Source organism: Parendozoicomonas sp. 2304DJ65-17 (genome assembly GCF_058148445.1).
On the sequence record NZ_JBYVJV010000007.1, the window covers coordinates 198,320 to 211,903 of the forward strand.

A 13,584-nucleotide genomic window follows, 5' to 3' on the forward strand; every position below is an offset into this window, starting at 1 on the left:
GTCGGGCACTATTTCAAATTGGGATTAACAATTGCGGAGCAGAATATTACTGAGAGTGAGGTTAGTTATTGATTTAAAGCAATTTTTTTCCCAGAGTCAGGAACACCTGTAACTCTGTTTATTCGCTCATTTTTAGTTTTTTCCACTATGGGGCTATCTGTTATTCCTGTTCAAAAACCTTTCAGCTCTTCTCGAATCCCCATAACGACAGGTTTCCGGGCAGTAGAAAGGTGAGTTTCCCGCCTTGTCAAAATCGCCATTTATTAAGTAAACTGGCAGTTTGCGGGTTGTTGTCTGTGTTTGACCAGCACAGCGCAGGATTTACCTACAGATTCACCCTGTAGCTACACTGTAATCCTGACATCCGAAATCCTGTACAAACCTTGGCTTGCAGCTCTTAATGCGGCCCTGGAACAGCCTATATAGACAAGCTGAATCAGCTTGCTTAAACAGAGAGTGGAGCACACCGTGGCGCGAGTAACCGTTGAAGACTGCCTGGATCATGTAGACAACCGTTTTGAACTGGTTATGGCCGCTAGCAAGCGTGCACGCCAGCTGACTATTGGTGGCAAGGACCCCAAGGTTGACTGGGAAAACGATAAAGCAACTGTTGTTGCCCTGCGTGAAATCGCTGAAGGCAAGATTGATCCCAAACTGATCGATCTGGAAGATCGTGAAGATGACGATGCAGGTATGCTGCTGGCCGGGCTCGAAGGTTAATTCCTTCTCCGATCAAAAATACCTGTACGAGCAAGGTCGCGACATGCAATATCCGTTTGTTCACAGTCAGGAAGAAGTTCACGCCTGAAAGGAGGAGCGGGTATTGGCGACCATAGATGATCTGGCATGGCGGCTGAAAAGCTACCTGAATTCTGATCAGATTAATCAGGTTCGGCGTGCATATTATTACGCCGAACAAGCTCACGACGGCCAGAAGCGCCGTTCCGGCGAACCCTACGTTACCCATCCTTTAGCTGTCGCCGGCATTCTTGCTGATATGCATATGGATCATCAAAGCCTGATGGCAGCGATGCTTCATGATGTTATTGAAGACACCAGCATTCCTAAAAGTGCTATTCAAAAACAGTTTGGCGAAACTGTTGCCGAAATTGTTGATGGTGTCAGCAAGCTGACCCATGTTGAGTACGAAGACAAAACCCTCGCCCAGGCAGATAACTTCCAGAAAATGGCTCTGGCCATGGCCCGTGATATTCGTGTTATTCTGGTAAAACTTGCCGACCGTCTTCACAACATGCGCACCCTTGGTGTACTTCGTCCTGCAAAACGACGACGTATTGCCAAAGAAACTCTCGATATCTATACACCGCTGGCGCAACGCTTGGGTATGCACCAGATTCGTATAGAACTGGAAGATCTTTGCTTTACCGCCATGTACCCCATGCGAGCCAACCTGCTTTTAAAGGCAGTTCGCAAAGCACGCGGCAATCGCAAAGAAATCGTGAGCAGTGTTGTTGAAAGCATTAATAACCGACTAGAAAGTGAATCCCTGAAAGGTCGGGTTATGGGGCGGGAAAAGCATCTGTTCAGCATCTATTCCAAGATGAAAGAGCAGAGCAAATCGTTTACAGACATTATGGATGTGTTTGGTGTCCGAATTATCGTGGACAGTGTCGATAGCTGTTACCGAACCATCGGACTTGTCCACAACCTCTTCAAACCCATCCCTGGTCGTTTCAAAGATTACATCGCCATTCCCAAAGCCAACGGTTACCAGTCTCTCCATACCACTCTCTTCGGCCTTCACGGCATTCCTGTAGAAATTCAGATTCGTACGCAGGAAATGGAGGATATGGCTAACAACGGCATTGCTGCCCATTGGCTCTATAAGTCTGGCGATGAGGCTTTGGTGGGCAGCCAGAGCCGTACTCACTCTTGGCTGCAAAACCTGCTGGAACTTCAGCAGACAGCCGGTAACTCTCTCGAATTTATTGAGAACGTTAAAGTCGACCTGTTCCCTGATGAGGTTTACGTGTTCACTCCTCAGGGTGACATTATGGAAATGCCTCGGGGTGCGACACCTGTAGACTTTGCCTATGCCGTTCACACCGACATTGGTAACACCTGCGTTGCCTGCCGGATCGATCGGAAACTGGCATCCCTGAGCCAGACATTAAACAGTGGCGAAACTGTTGAGGTTATCACCGCTCCCGGTGCACGCCCCAACGCGGCATGGCTGAACTACGTGATTACCAGTAAAGCCCGCTCCAATATTCGTCACTATTTGAAGAATCAGCGCCAGGTGGAATCTATTGCCCTTGGTCGCCGCCTATTGAACAAGGTTCTGGTCAGCCTTGGCAGCAGCCTCGAAAAGATTTCCCAGAACAGCCTGGACGCCGTTCTTGCTCATACCGGCTGTGTGCAGCTGGATGAACTGCTGGAAGATATCGGCCTTGGCAATCGCATGGCTTATGTTATTGCCCGCCGACTGCTCGATATCCAGCTTATGGAGCCGGATCAGCTGGATACCTCCAGCCCCGAGAAACCTCTGACGATCAAAGGCACAGAGGGCATGATTATCAGCTTCGCCCGCTGCTGCCATCCAATTCCTGGCGATCCTGTTGTTGGCCACGTGAGCTCCGGTCGTGGACTGGTTATCCACAACGAGGGCTGCAGTAATATCTCAGAGATTCGCCACAGCCCGGAAAAAATTCTGGAAGTGGACTGGGATAAGGACGTTCAGGGTGAATTCACCGTTGAGCTCAATGTTCAGGTTGATCAGCAACGGGGCATGATTGCCTCGATCGCCACGGCGATTACTGCTGCTGAAGCCAGCATTGAAAAGATCAGCGTGGAAGAGCAGGGAACCCGCTGCAGCAAGGCTCTGGTTCTAATCAGCGTAAGAGACCGGGTGCATTTGGCTCAAATCATCAAGCGTATGCGTACCATCAGAGGTGTGCATTCCATCTCCCGGGAGAAAGAGGTCTAAGCCTCATCTCCCCTTCCCTGCTTCCGATAAACCTTCCATAAGGTTTTCATCGGAAACAGGGACATCATGAAACCACTCCTTCTCTTTGCATCTCTTCTTTTCAGTGCCCCTTTATTCGCCAATCAGGAATTTGATGAATTCCCATGGCAGGGTTTTGCAAATACATCTGTAAGGCTTTGCCCGGAAGCCAGCCATAGCGCTGCCACTCTTGAAGACAAAATTAATATTTCTTGCTCCCTTGAAGGTGAAAACCGAACCAGATTTCCGGCACAGCCAAAGGATGAACTGAAGATTGTTGAGTGGAACATTGAGCGCGGTTACAAGCGACACAAAATTGCCGCATGGCTCCAAGCCCAGAAGCCAGACATTATTTTACTCAGTGAAGTCGATAGAGGCTGTGCCAGAACCGGCTACAGGCAAATCGCTCAATACCTCGCCAGCGAGCTGGGAATGTATTACGTCTATGGAGTTGAGTTTGTAGAGGTGGATGATTTCTGCGAGCACGGCAACGCCATCCTTTCCCGTTACCCAATGGGAAATGTTGAACTGATCCGCTTCAAATCTGCCAGCAAACGTTATGTATTTAACCGCGATGAAGAACTCAGAGTTGGCGGCCGAATGGCTCTGTCAGCTGATGTGCTTATTGGTGAGCAAACTCTGCGCGTGTACTCAACACACCTGGCATCTCACTTTAAAGATGCCAACCACCGCCATGACCAGACTGCAGAAATCGCCAAGCACTTAGAGTCGGTAACAACGCCAGTTGTTGTTGGCGGAGATATGAACACCCACACATTCTTTGTAGAGGCTCGTCTGGGCCTTAAAAGCACTTATGTGTTGAAGCCGTTGCATAACGCTGAACTTCAAGATGCTCATAAAGACTTGCCTGCATCCAAACGAACGACCCACCCGGGAAAACCAAACACCATAATCGACTTTATCTTTTATAACCGGGCAAACCTTATCTCTGCCAGCGTTTGTTCAGAGGACAGTTGCCGGGGGCTTTCTGATCACTTCCCCATCCAGGCAACAATAGAGTTGAAAAAATAACGTAACGTTTATGCTATGGACTGAAGTGCAACAAGCTGCCATGCTCGTTTCTCCCTCAAACCCAACGATTAAGTGCTTCACAATGAGCAATAAGCAGATTATTCATACTGAAAATGCACCTGCCGCCATCGGCACCTACTCTCAGGCTGTTAAGGTAGGCACCACCGTTTACGTTTCTGGCCAAATTCCTCTGGTTCCTGCCACTATGGAAATCGTTGAAGGCGATTTCAAAGCTAAAGCGCGCCAGTGCTTTGAAAACCTTAAAGCTATTGCTGAAGCTGCCGGTGGTTCCCTGCAAGATGCCGTTAAAATCAACATTTCCATGACTGACCTGAGCAACTTCCCTCAGGTGAACGAAGTTATGGCTGAGTTCATTCAGGAGCCTTACCCTGCACGTGCAGCTGTCGGTGTAAAAGAGCTGCCTAAAGGTGTACCTGTAGAAGTTGAAGCAATTCTGTCCCTGAGCGCTTAATTTCAACACCCAGAATTTATTAACAACAAAGTCATGAACCCCACTTAGGGGAGATTGTCCAAATGTAGGCCAATAGCTATGGCTTTGTTGTTATGTGCACACCGTTACATTTCTCTCAATTTTTATCCATGAGATTCTTAAATTCTAAAATGCATGGATTTATTCAACTTATTCAGAGGCTTCTTAACTAGCCCATGTAAATGACAATTTCGCTCTTTAATAATTGATGAAAGGGTTCGCTCTCAGTCTTTCAGCAGTTAGGTCAATGAATGAACGAACCTTTGCATTGGCTTTACGTCCATTGAGATAAACAATGTTAACGGGTAGAGGCTCCGGCTCATAATCTTCCAATACTCTAACCAGCATCCCTTTAGAGATATCTTCTCCAACCTGATAAGACATTAGACGGGTGAGCCCCAAACCATTTCTAGCCGCGCTAATGGCTGCACAGTTCTGGTTACAGTACAGTCGAGGGACAAGTTTTACCGATGCCCTACCACTGGATGACTCAAACCGCCAGGTCGTCGATGGCTCGACCGTGGTCGCTTGTATAATGGCGTGCTCTGAGAGATCATCGGGGCATGCCGGTGTACCATGTGTTTCGAGATAGTCTGGTGAGCCGCATACGACCCTCTGGATATTACCAACATACGTGGCAAAAAGGCTGGAGTCCTTCAAATGGCCGATACGAATGGCAACATCCAGACCTTCATCGAGGATGTTGACCACCCTGTCATAAAATACCGCCTTTACGTTCACCGCCGGATTTTTTCGCAGGTACTCGCTGATTATAGGAATTATGTGAATTTGTCCGAACAGAACAGGGGCGGTTACATGTAACACCCCCTTAGGTTCAGCATAGACACCGGAAGCCGCCGCTTCAGCGTCATGGATAAGCTCAAGAATGAGTCTGGCATCATTATAGTAGCGCTCGCCCGATTCAGTAAGGCGCACCTGGCGCGTCGTCCTGTTAAACAAACGCACACCTAGGGAATGCTCCAGCTGTGCTATTGAACGGGTTACCGCAGGCGCAGACAATTCAAGGTTTCGGCTGGCTGCCACAAAACTCTGGCATTCTGCCGCTTCAACAAAAACCCGCATTGTTTCAAGTTTATCCATTTGAAACCCACAACTGTCTTTGGCTCCAATTATTGCATTTCACGCAATAGAATATTCTATTATTTATCAATTATTTCTATAAATCGTAATTTTATGATGAGTTACTCCAACCCACAATCATCAGGAGTAACCCTATGCCCCGTATTCCAACTCCGGCTTCTATCGATGCCGCTCCAGAGGCGTCCAGAGGCTCACTGGAAGCTGTTAACAGCCTTCTTGGCAGCGTGCCTAATCTGTTTCGAATCGTAGCGAACAGCCCCCAAACCCTCGAGGGTTATCTCGGTCTTAACGGCGCACTTGGCAATGGCAGTCTGGCCCCGCAGACACGCGAACGCATTGCACTTGCGGTTGCTGAGGTTAATGGTTGCAACTACTGCCTCGCGGCACACAACTATCTGGGTAGGAACGTTGCCAATTTGAGCGCGGACGAAATAAATGCGGCTCGGGGCGGCACATCAACCAATGCCAGGGCGGCAGCGGCTGTTGAGTTTTCCGTCAAAGTTACCAACGCACGCGGCAAGGTTTCAGACAGTGATGTAGAAGCTGTTCGTAGCGCCGGTTACAGCGATGCGGAAATTGTTGAAATTGTTGGCCATGTGGCTTTAAACACTCTGACCAACTACATGAACGAAGTGCTCGGCACCGAAATAGATTTTCCGGCTGTCTGAACACCGTGATCTAAACCCGGGGTGGCAGGCGCCACCCTTTATTAGAAGAGAAGAGCGAAGTCATGCCCAGCCCCCCATTACCGCCATTCACGGAAGAAACCGCGCGTGAGAAAGTTCGGCTCGCCGAAGATGGCTGGAATAACCGCGCCCCTGAAAAGGTCGCCCTTGCTTATTCGACAGATACAAAGTGGAGAAACCGTTCAAAGTTCATAACCAACCGTGCGGAAGCTCAAGTCTTTCTTACCGAAAAATGGAAGAAAGAGAACGAGTATCGATTGATTAAAGAGCTCTTCGCGTTCAAAGACAATCGTATTGCTGTGCGCTATGCCTATGAGTGGCACGACGACAGCGGCAATTGGTTTCGATCCTATGGGAATGAGAACTGGATTTTTGACGAAGACGGACTGATGACCAGCCGCTTCGCAAGCATTAACGACTTGCCTATCAGAAAGGAAGATCGAAAGTTTCGTTGGCCACAAGGGCGACGCCCGGATGATCATCCGGGCTTAAGTGACCTTGATCTTTAACGGGAGGAGTCAATGATGTTGACTTATTCAAGTGATATAGCTTTTACAAATACCGTCAAGACCATCCAAGAGCGCAAAGGGTCGAGGAATGCTTACTCCCAGATGGAGAAAAACGGTAGCTGGGAGACACAGATATCACCTCAATTGGCTGAGTTTGTTGCTGAACAGAGAAGTTTCTTTTTAGCGACCGCGAACGCCGTCGGTCAGCCCTATATTCAGCACAGAGGAGGCCCACCAGGTTTTTTAAAAGTGCTGGACAGTAAGACTCTGGCGTTTGCCGATTACAAAGGCAACAAACAATTCATCAGTCAGGGAAATCTGATCGAGAATCCCAGAGCTTTTATTTTTCTTATCGATTATACGAACAGAACCCGAGTGAAAATCTGGGGCACAGCGGAGTTCATCGAAAATGATCCTGAATTGCTACAAGAGTTAATGTCAAATTCGAGCGTTTATCGAGCACGGCCTGAGCAAGTGTTCAGGTTCACAGTTGAAGCCATCGATCGAAACTGTCCTCAACATATTCCACAACGCTTTGACAGTGAACTTGTTGAACAGGCTCTGGAAGAGAGAGATGCACGCATTGCCGAGTTAGAAATGATGGTTCAAAAACTGAAAGCAAGACCTCGTGTTTGAGCATTAAAGGGAAAATTTCTTTAAGCCTACGTCGCAAAGACAACAACGAAACAAAAATCACCGGATACATTATCCGACCTTCCAGAGAAGGCCGGACAAAATCTGTTAAGCCAAACGATGCTTGTTAAACAAGTTATCCAGCACTTTGAAAAACAGCATAAACAGCCAGCTGATCAGTAGATACATCACACCTGCCGCAATATAAATTTCTTCTGGCGTATAGGTGCGGGCAATAATCGTTCGTGCCATACCGGTAAGATCGAGCAAGGTTATCGTGCTCGCCAGCGCACTGCCTTTAAGCATCAGAATCACTTCATTACCGTAAGCTGGCAGCATAATGCCAAAAGCCCGTGGAAGAAGGATTCTGCGATACATTGTGAACTTGCTCATCCCCATTACACGACAGGCTTCCACTTCACCTTTAGGAATTGCCTGTATGGCACCACGCAGGATTTCCGCAATATAGGCCGTGGTATGCAGCCCTAAGGTCACAATGGCGCACCAGTAAGGCTCCCGGAGAAATGGCCACAGGAAACTTTCCCTGACAACTTCGAACTGAGACAGTCCGTAATAAATCAGAAATATCTGAATCAGAAGCGGCGTGCCACGAAAGAAGAAAATATAAGCTTGTGGAAGCAAATTAAATCTTTTCTTCTCGGAGATACGGGCCAGAGCCATAGGCACGGCCAGAATAACCCCAATCACACCGGATAAAACAACCAGCTGTAGGGTTGTCCATGCCCCTTCAAGCAAACGAGGGTAGTATTCAGCAACAACAGACCAATCCATCTTTTAACCCTCCGCCAGCTTTACAGCAGTTCTCTGTACAGGCATTTCATGCCGGCGTGAGCGCTTTTCAAAATAATTCAGAAGCAGTGTCGCAATAACCGTAAGAGCCAGATACATAAAGGCGGCTGTTAAATACCAGGTAAAAGGTTCACGGGTTGCTGTAACCGCCATTGATGTTTTACGGGTGAGTTCTTCCAGGCCAATAACAGAGATCAGTGCGGTGTCTTTCATTAACACCAGGATCAGGTTACCAAGGCCCGGTAACGCCACTCGCCACACCTGCGGCAGTTGAATACGGAAGAAGATGCGCCCTTTACTCATTCCCAAAGCTTCGGCAGCTTCTTTCTGCCCGGGATGTATCGCCAGAAAAGCACCACGGAAAACTTCTGTCGCGTAGCCGCCAAACGTTAAACCCAGGGCAATAACACCGGCTATGAAGGGGCTTAACTCTATATATTCGTTGTAACCGAACTGCGAGGCGATAAACATCAACAGCCGTGTAGAACCAAAATAAATCAGGAAAACAATAAGAAGTTCAGGGATGCCCCGGATAAATCCAACATATCCATCGCCAAGCCAGCGAACAGGTAGAACTTTTGACATTCTGGCAGAGGCTCCCAGCAAACCAAGGCAAATGCCCAGCGCTGTTGCTGCCAGAGTAATTTTCACGGTCATCACCGTGCCCGCTAAAAGCTGTGCGGTAAAACCATCAAACAGACCATCAAATAACAAAACAGGTCATCCTTTAAACGAGGTACTGCAATCGTTTTTATTGTTATGGCCACAGCCTGAACATCAGGCTGTGGCTAGCACCATTAATAAATGGAGAAGGGGAAGTACTTGGCGTTGATCTTTTCGTACGTACCATCTTCACGAATTGCCTGCAGCGCATCATTCAGCTTCTGCTTCAGCTCATCATTCTTACGGATGGCAATACCGATCTTGTCATTCTTGGCGAAGGCTTCGCCTTTGTACTCGAAGTTCTGGCCAGCTTCACTCTTCAGCCAGTCGTAAGTTGGCAGCTCATCAGAGATGGCACCATCCAGACGGCCAGCAATCAGATCAAGGTAAACAGCTTCCTGGTTGTCATAAAGCTTAACGGTTACGACATCCGCCAGATTGTCTTCCAGGTATTGGCCGCCAACAGTAGAGCGCTGAGCACCGATAGCTTTACCTTTCAGGCCTTCTTTGGTGGTTTCCAGAGCTTTGCCTTTAGCTCCCAGGAAACGCAGGCCTCCAGAGTAATAGTGATCAGTGAAGTCCACCTGCTTCAGACGCTCTTCAGTAATAGACATGCTGGCAACAATTGCGTCGAACTTACGCACTTTCAGAGCCGGGATCATGCCGTCCCAGTCCTGAGAAACAACTTCACAGTCTGCTTTCATCTGTGCACACAGAGCATTGGCAATATCAACATCGAAGCCAGCCAGCTGCCCTTGTTCGTTAACAAAATTAAAAGGAGCCCAGGCGCCTTCTGTGGCAATACGGATTTTGTCTCCAGCCATTGCCATCGTGCTTGCCAAAACACCTGCTGCCAGCGCACCGGCTTTCATCCACTTGTTCATCTTCTGCTCCGCTGTTTTCTAGTTGTGTTTGTGTTCTTGTGAAACTTTTAATTTTTATTAACAACCGTCTGCAGCCTTACACGGCAGTTGCCAGGAATTCCCGGCAACGGGCAGACTGGGCCGAACCGAATACTTCATCCGGTGTACCCTCTTCTTCTACGCGCCCCTGATGAAGAAACACAATCCGGTCAGAAACTTCCCGGGCAAATTTCATCTCATGGGTCACAATCAGCATGGTGCGGCCTTCGTCCGCGAGGCTGCGCATCACACCAAGCACTTCACCCACCAGCTCTGGGTCAAGTGCAGAAGTTGGTTCATCAAATAACATCACCTGAGGTTCCATTGCCAAGGCTCTGGCAATGGCAACACGCTGCTGTTGCCCACCAGACAGCTGTGCTGGGTAATAATGGGCACGATCTGCTAACCCAACCTTCTCAAGCAATGACTCAGATAAGTCCTTTACCTGTGCCTTGGAGCGATTCAGCACATGAACCGGTGCTTCCATAATATTTTCAAGGATGGTCATGTGCGGCCAGAGATTAAAGTTCTGGAATACAAAGCCCAGCCGGGAACGAATAGCTGCTAACTGCTTTTCATCCGCCGCTTCCATTGAACCGTCAGGTCTGGTCTGCAGACGAAGCTCTTCACCATTTACAGAGATACTTCCCTGACAAGGATTTTCAAGGAGGTTAATGCAACGAAGGAGGGTACTTTTTCCGGAGCCACTGGAGCCTAAAATGGAGATCACATCACCATCATGGGCTGTTAAAGACACGCCTTTAAGGACTTCAAGATCCCCAAAACGCTTGTGAATATCTGTCAGCTCTAGTGCGACAGGTGCCTGGTACATCTGACCCCCGGTCTTTATTAAAATAATATTGTTGTTATCTGCTCTGACGCCATAACTTACCCTGTCAACGCACTCGCTTCCAGAAAAAAACCCGTTTTAGAGCCAATCCCACCACTTTTGGGCACATATCTGCCAAGCGAAACTGACTATCTGGTTAAGTCATAATCTTTGTAGGCACTGTCTCATAGGAAGATTTCAACATGAGAGAGTGTTATGAAGGCATTTTATTCATTGGCTCTAAGTGCCTTTGCATTTATTGAGCTGGCGGCAGCTCAGGAGCCGTTAGTTGAGCCACAGGTTCTAAACAGTAAGAACAGCAAACTGGATTTCACAGTATCTCTTACCAAAGGCACTTTAGAGACACCCTGCCATACAATCACAACACGTCTTTATCAGGTGGGTGATGCTGCTCCAACGTCTCCCGGTCCAACCCTGCATCTGAATAAGGGCGATGCGTTGAATGTTCACCTGATTAACAACCTGCCTGTGGATGAGTCACAGGGAACCCCCAATACATTCCGGGCTCCAAACACTACCAACTTTCATACCCACGGGCTTCATGTTTCTCCTGCAGTTGGAGCCGATGATGTTCTGTATACAGATATCACTGGCGGTCAGGAGTTAAAGTCTGAATTTGATGTCCCTGACTATCACACCTCTGGAACCTACTGGTACCACCCACACTTTCATGGTTCGACAGCAATTCAGGTTGGTGGCGGAGCTATTGGCGCCATCATTGTTGAAGACAGCAAAGCCGATAAAATTCCCGCAGCAATCAGCAACATGCCAGAGAAGCTACTGGTATTTAGCCAGATAAAACTGGATCAGATGCGGCTGATGACCAGCAAAGCTAATGACGACCTCTGGCAAGCTGAACCAAAAAAATCCTGCTCTCAAGCTCAAATCAGCGAAGATGCCGACAGTTTTCTGGTGAACGGCCAAAGCCACCCTTATCTTGAAATCGAAGCCAACCAGTGGACACGCCTACGCCTTCTTAACGGTGCAATGATGAGCTGGCTGGAAATTAACAAGCCAGAAAACTGTGAGTTCCAGCTACTGGCCAAAGATGGTATTTATCTCAACGATGCCCCACGGGAAGTGACGCACTCAACTTTGCCTGGAGGTGGACGTGCAGATATCGCAATCAAGTGTTCTTCCACGGGTGATGTGGAACTGAAATCCGCCCAGATAAAAAGTACCAATGAGCTTTTATGGGAAGGAAACCTTCTGACTCTCAGGATTCTGCCAAGCGAGAAACCTGCCGCCGATGCGTTACCCAAACTCTGCTACAGCTATCCATGTTATTTGCCTGATTTGCGAAACACCTCTGCGAAAGGGAGCACCACCTTTTCCCTGACAGATGATGCTTCGACAGATACATTCTTGTTCAACGGTCAATCATTCAATATTTCAGAACCGGCCTACACCATGGAGCTGGAAACAACCCAGAACTTCACTCTGGAAAATATTAACTTCCATACGTTCCATATTCACATCTCCCCGTTCCAGCTGTTAATGGATGGCGGACAGGAAGACGATAACTACTTTCTAACTGGAGACTGGCACGACACCATATTTCTCCCCGACCTTCCCGTCGCCTACGACAACAAAATCAAAGTTGGTTATCAGAGTGATGGATTTGAAGGCGACTATGTTATGCACTGCCACATCCTGCCTCACGAAGATCAGGGTATGATGGGTTATATCCATGTAACCGGTAAAAAACACCTGCATTCTCTGTGTGAGAATAATCCCGACAATTCATGGCCAGCATGGAAATGGGGAGTCACAATAGGCGTTCCGTCATTTACAGCTCTAGTAACATTCTGTACCGCGGGCGGTATGTGCCTTATAAGGCACTACATAAACAAGCACAGGAATAGAGCTGGCTACGAGGAACTACATAACCCTGCTAACTAAGCAAAGCCTGGTAACCTTCCTGGTAATTGGCAAAACGAAACTGATAACCCGCATCCAGAATTCTCTGGTTGCGGCACCGTTTACTTCCCCCTCGACCTCCGCCATGAATTTCACAGGTTGGCGCCACTCCCATCTGTTGAGCTAACCATGAAGTCACTTCTGATAGTGGTGCAGGATCAGAGTCCACCCCAAGATAAAGGGGGTGTACACACTTTCCATGCAGTTCCAGATCGATCAGATGAGCCAGCATTCCTGCACAGTCATCGGCATGAATACGATTACCAAAGATCACCGGATCATCACTGTAAACTTCGCCGCTCTGAACTTTCTTCAGCATATAGTTTCGCCCCGGCCCATAAATACCACCGAAACGAACCACTGTTGCTGGCAAATCAGAATCCAGGGCCAGCTTTTCCGACTCCAGCATAATCTGGCCGTTAAACCGCTCAGGATGTGTTGGGGAAAGTTCATCAACCCATTCACCATTAGCCTGATGATAAACAGCAGTGCTAGAAGTAAAGAAAAGGCGCTTAAGCTGATCCTTATTGTTTTTCAGCCTGTTAATAACATGCTCCAGCCCTTCAAAATAAATCTTGCGGTAGCCTTCTTCACCCTGGCGGCCTGCCGCTGCGCAATACACGACGAAATCTATATGTCCAGGCCACTCTCCAAGCTCACCGGCAACCAAATCAGCGGCAACAGGATTTACACCTTCCGGCAACCGGGATACATCCCTGCGCAACCCATAAACCTTGTGACCATGACTCAAAAGCTCTGTAGCCAGACGACTCCCCACATCTCCACAGCCAACTATCAGGGTTACTGGAGCCACTTCAGAGAAAGCCATATTTACCCTCACAAATATTTCGATAGTAATCAGACTCAGCTTTATGCCGGATTTGGTTTATTATTCTCACGCCAGTTAATAGAAAAACTTAATTAACAGCAAGGCACCAACAATAGAGCAAGCTGAAGGTTTTATCTCTGCGTTCGTAGTTTATAGCCAGTTTCACTACTGGTTTATAGCGGTCTTCGGCTGTT

Annotated in this window: 14 protein-coding genes; 8 read left to right on the plus strand and 6 right to left on the minus strand. The window is 48.1% G+C overall.

Annotation, left to right across the window (positions count from 1 at the left end):
* Positions 1 to 468: 468 nt before the first annotated feature.
* The 4 genes from rpoZ to ACY2RR_RS17695 all read left to right on the plus strand — a co-directional run bounded on the left by rpoZ (position 469) and on the right by ACY2RR_RS17695 (position 4,469).
* Positions 469 to 720, plus strand: a complete 252-nt coding sequence (rpoZ, locus tag ACY2RR_RS17680) for a DNA-directed RNA polymerase subunit omega (RefSeq protein WP_281645782.1) — start codon at positions 469 to 471, stop codon at positions 718 to 720.
* A gap of 103 nt (positions 721 to 823) precedes the next feature.
* Complete coding sequence (gene spoT / locus ACY2RR_RS17685; protein ID WP_490109498.1) at positions 824 to 2,947, plus strand: bifunctional GTP diphosphokinase/guanosine-3',5'-bis pyrophosphate 3'-pyrophosphohydrolase; 2,124 nt, start codon at positions 824 to 826, stop codon at positions 2,945 to 2,947.
* Between the two features lie 66 nt (positions 2,948 to 3,013).
* A complete protein-coding gene (locus ACY2RR_RS17690; RefSeq protein WP_490109499.1) occupies positions 3,014 to 3,997 on the plus strand; it encodes an endonuclease/exonuclease/phosphatase family protein in 984 nt (327 codons plus the stop codon).
* 82 nt (positions 3,998 to 4,079) lie between these two features.
* The gene (locus tag ACY2RR_RS17695) at positions 4,080 to 4,469 is read left to right on the plus strand and encodes a RidA family protein (RefSeq protein WP_490109500.1); all 390 of its coding nucleotides are present in this window, start codon (positions 4,080 to 4,082) and stop codon (positions 4,467 to 4,469) included.
* Between the two features lie 216 nt (positions 4,470 to 4,685).
* On the opposite strand, the gene ACY2RR_RS17700 is transcribed toward ACY2RR_RS17695, so the two are convergent.
* Complete coding sequence (locus tag ACY2RR_RS17700) at positions 4,686 to 5,588, minus strand: LysR family transcriptional regulator (protein WP_490109501.1); 903 nt, start codon at positions 5,586 to 5,588, stop codon at positions 4,686 to 4,688.
* A 134-nt stretch (positions 5,589 to 5,722) separates the two neighbouring features.
* On the opposite strand from ACY2RR_RS17700, the gene ACY2RR_RS17705 reads away from it, so the two are divergent.
* The 3 genes from ACY2RR_RS17705 (at position 5,723) to ACY2RR_RS17715 (ending at position 7,419) form a co-directional block, all read left to right on the plus strand.
* Positions 5,723 to 6,256 (plus strand): carboxymuconolactone decarboxylase family protein, encoded by a 534-nt coding sequence (locus ACY2RR_RS17705; RefSeq protein WP_490109502.1) that lies wholly within the window; start codon positions 5,723 to 5,725, stop codon positions 6,254 to 6,256.
* A gap of 62 nt (positions 6,257 to 6,318) precedes the next feature.
* A complete protein-coding gene (locus tag ACY2RR_RS17710; protein WP_490109503.1) occupies positions 6,319 to 6,783 on the plus strand; it encodes a nuclear transport factor 2 family protein in 465 nt (154 codons plus the stop codon).
* A gap of 12 nt (positions 6,784 to 6,795) precedes the next feature.
* Positions 6,796 to 7,419, plus strand: a complete 624-nt coding sequence (locus tag ACY2RR_RS17715; RefSeq protein ID WP_490109504.1) for a pyridoxamine 5'-phosphate oxidase family protein — start codon at positions 6,796 to 6,798, stop codon at positions 7,417 to 7,419.
* A 105-nt stretch (positions 7,420 to 7,524) separates the two neighbouring features.
* Here ACY2RR_RS17715 and ACY2RR_RS17720 read toward each other — a convergent pair whose 3' ends face one another.
* The 4 genes from ACY2RR_RS17720 to ACY2RR_RS17735 all read right to left on the minus strand — a co-directional run bounded on the left by ACY2RR_RS17720 (position 7,525) and on the right by ACY2RR_RS17735 (position 10,623).
* Positions 7,525 to 8,208, minus strand: coding sequence for an ABC transporter permease (locus ACY2RR_RS17720; RefSeq protein WP_490109505.1), 684 nt, complete (start codon positions 8,206 to 8,208; stop codon positions 7,525 to 7,527).
* Between the two features lie 3 nt (positions 8,209 to 8,211).
* Positions 8,212 to 8,940 (minus strand): ABC transporter permease, encoded by a 729-nt coding sequence (locus tag ACY2RR_RS17725; protein WP_490109506.1) that lies wholly within the window; start codon positions 8,938 to 8,940, stop codon positions 8,212 to 8,214.
* Between the two features lie 83 nt (positions 8,941 to 9,023).
* The gene (locus ACY2RR_RS17730; RefSeq protein WP_490109507.1) at positions 9,024 to 9,773 is read right to left on the minus strand and encodes a transporter substrate-binding domain-containing protein; all 750 of its coding nucleotides are present in this window, start codon (positions 9,771 to 9,773) and stop codon (positions 9,024 to 9,026) included.
* 76 nt (positions 9,774 to 9,849) lie between these two features.
* Positions 9,850 to 10,623: an ABC transporter ATP-binding protein gene (locus ACY2RR_RS17735; protein ID WP_490109508.1), complete on the minus strand. Its 774-nt coding sequence runs from the start codon at positions 10,621 to 10,623 to the stop codon at positions 9,850 to 9,852.
* A 213-nt stretch (positions 10,624 to 10,836) separates the two neighbouring features.
* On the opposite strand from ACY2RR_RS17735, the gene ACY2RR_RS17740 reads away from it, so the two are divergent.
* Positions 10,837 to 12,543: a multicopper oxidase family protein gene (locus ACY2RR_RS17740; RefSeq protein ID WP_490109509.1), complete on the plus strand. Its 1,707-nt coding sequence runs from the start codon at positions 10,837 to 10,839 to the stop codon at positions 12,541 to 12,543.
* Here ACY2RR_RS17740 and ACY2RR_RS17745 read toward each other — a convergent pair.
* Positions 12,536 to 13,390, minus strand: a complete 855-nt coding sequence (locus tag ACY2RR_RS17745) for an SDR family oxidoreductase (RefSeq protein WP_490109510.1) — start codon at positions 13,388 to 13,390, stop codon at positions 12,536 to 12,538. The two genes, ACY2RR_RS17740 and ACY2RR_RS17745, sit on opposite strands and share 8 nt — an antisense overlap.
* Positions 13,391 to 13,584 lie beyond the last annotated feature (194 nt).

What these genes read in the sequence shown, in the direction of transcription:
- ACY2RR_RS17710 (WP_490109503.1), top strand. Translation starts at nt 6,319, where the DNA reads ATGCCCAGCCCCCCATTACCGCCATTCACGGAAGAAACCGCGCGTGAG.
- ACY2RR_RS17705 (WP_490109502.1), top strand. Translation starts at nt 5,723, where the DNA reads ATGCCCCGTATTCCAACTCCGGCTTCTATCGATGCCGCTCCAGAGGCG.
- ACY2RR_RS17715 (WP_490109504.1), top strand. Translation starts at nt 6,796, where the DNA reads ATGATGTTGACTTATTCAAGTGATATAGCTTTTACAAATACCGTCAAG.
- ACY2RR_RS17700 (WP_490109501.1), bottom strand. Translation starts at nt 5,588, where the DNA reads ATGGATAAACTTGAAACAATGCGGGTTTTTGTTGAAGCGGCAGAATGC.
- ACY2RR_RS17745 (WP_490109510.1), bottom strand. Translation starts at nt 13,390, where the DNA reads ATGGCTTTCTCTGAAGTGGCTCCAGTAACCCTGATAGTTGGCTGTGGA.
- ACY2RR_RS17730 (WP_490109507.1), bottom strand. Translation starts at nt 9,773, where the DNA reads ATGAACAAGTGGATGAAAGCCGGTGCGCTGGCAGCAGGTGTTTTGGCA.
- ACY2RR_RS17695 (WP_490109500.1), top strand. Translation starts at nt 4,080, where the DNA reads ATGAGCAATAAGCAGATTATTCATACTGAAAATGCACCTGCCGCCATC.
- ACY2RR_RS17740 (WP_490109509.1), top strand. Translation starts at nt 10,837, where the DNA reads ATGAAGGCATTTTATTCATTGGCTCTAAGTGCCTTTGCATTTATTGAG.
- ACY2RR_RS17690 (WP_490109499.1), top strand. Translation starts at nt 3,014, where the DNA reads ATGAAACCACTCCTTCTCTTTGCATCTCTTCTTTTCAGTGCCCCTTTA.
- ACY2RR_RS17720 (WP_490109505.1), bottom strand. Translation starts at nt 8,208, where the DNA reads ATGGATTGGTCTGTTGTTGCTGAATACTACCCTCGTTTGCTTGAAGGG.
- ACY2RR_RS17735 (WP_490109508.1), bottom strand. Translation starts at nt 10,623, where the DNA reads ATGTACCAGGCACCTGTCGCACTAGAGCTGACAGATATTCACAAGCGT.